Source organism: Aquabacterium sp. UBA2148 (assembly GCF_002328915.1).
Lineage (GTDB): Bacteria > Pseudomonadota > Gammaproteobacteria > Burkholderiales > Burkholderiaceae_C > Aquabacterium > Aquabacterium parvum.
Genome location: NZ_DCXA01000273.1, coordinates 1 through 3,311, shown reverse-complemented (window position 1 = coordinate 3,311; position 3,311 = coordinate 1). Strand labels below are relative to the sequence as shown.

General features: G+C 66.0%; 3 protein-coding genes. 2 read left to right on the top strand and 1 reads right to left on the bottom strand.

Annotated elements, in window-relative coordinates:
• Positions 1-827: PrpR N-terminal domain-containing protein (locus B2W70_RS15345; protein WP_286746977.1), on the bottom strand; the 827-nt coding region annotated here is incomplete at its 3' end.
• A gap of 258 nt (positions 828-1,085) precedes the next feature.
• Here B2W70_RS15345 and prpB point away from each other — a divergent pair.
• Both prpB and prpC read left to right on the top strand, forming a co-directional pair.
• Positions 1,086-1,970 carry a methylisocitrate lyase gene (prpB, locus tag B2W70_RS15340; protein ID WP_058087872.1) on the top strand — a complete coding sequence of 295 codons (885 nt, stop codon included), beginning with the start codon at positions 1,086-1,088 and terminating at the stop codon, positions 1,968-1,970.
• Between the two features lie 40 nt (positions 1,971-2,010).
• Positions 2,011-3,174 (top strand): bifunctional 2-methylcitrate synthase/citrate synthase, encoded by a 1,164-nt coding sequence (prpC, locus tag B2W70_RS15335; RefSeq protein ID WP_286746971.1) that lies wholly within the window; start codon positions 2,011-2,013, stop codon positions 3,172-3,174.
• Positions 3,175-3,311: the final 137 nt, after the last annotated feature.

Below are 3,311 nucleotides of genomic sequence, written 5' to 3'. Positions count from 1 at the left end.
GTGTTCTGCAGGCTCAGCTCCGGGCAGACGCGCCCGAGCACCTGCCCGATCCAGTCGGTGGGCGCCACACCCAGCCACTGAGCCATGCGTGGGTTGAGCGTCAGGATGCGCTCGCCCTGGTCCACGGCGATGACGCCATCGCTGACCTGGGCCAGGATGGTGTTGAGCCGCTCACGCTTGGCCTGCTCGATGCGCGCCGCTCTCGCCACCTCGACCGCGTCTTCCAGCGCCGCACGCACCGCGTCCATCGAGTACAGAAAAAGCCCGGGCAAGCCCAGCTGCTCAGCCACGTCCACGGCCACCCCGCTGCCCACCACCACGCCCACGCCGGCCTGCTGCAGCTCGCGCACACAGGCTCGGGCCTCGTCTTCGGTGCGGTAGCTGCGCTGGGCCACGTCGAAATCGAACAGGCGGTCGAAGCGGCTGAGGTCGGGCGCCATGCCTTCGTAGGTGACCAGGCCGATGCGGTCGGCCAGCCGCCTGGCCTGCGACAGGGCCTGCATCAAATCGAAGCCACCCACTTTGACCAGCACCACCGGCACATCGAGGTGCTGGCGCAGGTAACCGCCGTTCGAGCCGGCGGCCACCACCACGTCCACGGGCTGCAGCGCCTGCAGGTCCTTGACGCGCGCCACGGCTTGTTCGAAGCCCACGTCCAGCACGTCGACGCTGGCCCGGTCGGCCACATCGGCCGCCAGCTCCTGCAGCATCTTGTTGATGCGTCGGTAGCCCACCGCAACGATGCGCGGCGGGGCGCTGGTCTGGGCGACTCGCCTGAGGGGCGCGGCGGCCGGCAGACCGTCAGCGGGGGTTGAGGAAACTGGCATGGGCAGGGGCTGGGCAGCCTGTTGCGGGCAGACGGGGCGGTGCCTCGTTTCAACATTGTTCCACGTTTCAAGCAAAATGTTTCACAAATGAAACGCACACCGCTGAACCGACCCGACACCCATGCGCACCACTTCCCCTCGCGACCAATCAAATCAAGGACTTACCCCAAGTGCACGTCGCACACTCCCCGCCATGATCGCCCTGGCACACGCGTTGCGCTGTCCGTGTGAACCGTCCTTCACTCCACGGAGAACCACATGGCTCAACTGTCCGCCGGCGCACGCTTCCGCCAGGCCCTGAAGGAAGAAGCCCCCCTGCAAGTCATGGGCACCATCAACGCCAACCACGCGCTGCTGGCCCAACGCGCGGGCTTCAAGGCCATCTACCTCTCCGGTGGCGGTGTGGCCGCAGGCTCGCTGGGCTTGCCCGACCTGGGCATCAGCGGCCTGGAAGACGTGCTCATCGACGTGCGCCGCATCACCGACGTCTGTGACACGCCGCTGCTGGTCGACATCGACACCGGCTTCGGGCCCAGCGCCTTCAACATCGAGCGCACCGTCAAGAGCCTGATCAAGGCCGGCGCCGCCGCCTGCCACATCGAAGACCAGGTCGGCGCCAAGCGCTGCGGTCACCGCCCCGGCAAGGAAATCGTCACCACCGAAGAGATGGTCGACCGCGTCAAGGCCGCGGCTGACGCCAAGACGGACAAGGACTTCTTCCTGATCGCCCGCACCGACGCCATCCAGGTTCACGGCGTGGACGCCGCCATTGAGCGCGCCATCAAGTGCGTGGAAGCCGGCGCCGACGGCATCTTCGCCGAAGCCGCCTACGACCTCGAGACCTACAAGAAGTTCGTCGATGCCGTGAAGGTGCCCGTGCTGGCCAACATCACCGAGTTCGGCAAGACCCCGCTGTTCAGCGTCGACGACCTGCGCCCCACCGGCGTGGGCATGGTGCTCTACCCCCTGAGCGCCTTCCGCGCCATGAACAAGGCCGCCGAAGCTGTCTACACTGCCATCCGACGCGACGGCCACCAGCGCAACGTGGTCGACATCATGCAGACCCGCGAAGAGCTGTACGACCGCATCGGCTACCACGCGTTCGAGGGCAAGCTCGACGCGCTGTTCGCCGCCAAGAAGTGATCCTTTCATCCGCCACTGCTTTCAATTGGAGAGACGCAACATGAGCGCCACCCCCGAGACCACCACCCCCGGTTTCAAGCCCAAGAAGTCGGTTGCCCTGTCTGGCACCGCCGCCGGCAACACCGCCCTGTGCACCGTGGGCCGCACTGGCAATGACCTGGCTTACCGCGGCTACGACATCCTCGACGTCGCCACCACCTGCGAGTTCGAAGAAATCGCCCACCTGCTGGTGCACGGCAAGCTGCCCAACGTGGCCGAGCTGGCTGGCTACAAGGCCAAGCTGAAGTCGCTGCGCGGCCTGCCCAACGCCGTCAAGGTCGCCCTGGAACAGCTGCCCCCTTCGAGCCACCCGATGGACGTGATGCGCACCGGCGTGTCGGTGCTCGGTTGCGTCAAGCCCGAGAAGGAAGACCACAACCACCCCGGCGCCCGCGACATCGCCGACAAGCTGATGGCCTGCCTGGGCTCGATGCTGCTGTACTGGTACCACTTCGCCTACAACGGCAAGCGCATCGACGTGGAAACCGACGACGACTCGATCGGCGGCCACTTCCTGCACCTGCTGCACGGCGAGAAGCCCCGCGACAGCTGGGTGCGCGCGATGCACACCTCGCTCATCCTCTACGCCGAGCACGAGTTCAACGCCTCGACCTTCACCTCGCGCGTGGTGGCCGGCACGGGCTCCGACATGTACTCGGCCCTGTGTGGCGGCATCGGCGCCCTGCGCGGCCCCAAGCACGGCGGCGCCAACGAAGTGGCCTTCGAGATCCAGAAGCGCTACGACAACCCGGACGAAGCAGAGGCCGACATCCGCGCCCGCGTGGAACGCAAGGAAGTCGTGATCGGCTTCGGTCACCCCGTCTACACCGTGAGCGACCCGCGCAACGTGGTCATCAAGAAGGTGGCGGAAGACCTGTCCAAGGAACAGAACAACATGAAGATGTACAACATCGCCGAGCGTCTCGAGTCGGTGATGTGGGAAATCAAGAAGATGTTCCCCAACCTGGACTGGTTCAGTGCCGTGAGCTATCACATGATGGGCGTGCCCACCGACATGTTCACCCCGCTGTTCGTGATCGCCCGCACCAGCGGCTGGTCGGCCCACGTGATCGAGCAACGCATCGACGGCAAGATCATCCGCCCGAGCGCCAACTACACCGGCCCCGAAGACCAGGCCTTCGTGCCGCTGAAGGACCGCAAGTAATTCAGCATGGAGGGCGCCACTGGCGCCCTTTCAACTTCCAGCGCTGCCGCCCGGTAGGCTGAGCCACCCGCCTCGCCGCCTGCTTCGCCACCTGCCTCGATCTCCGCCCCACACGGTCATGAGCCACATCAACACCC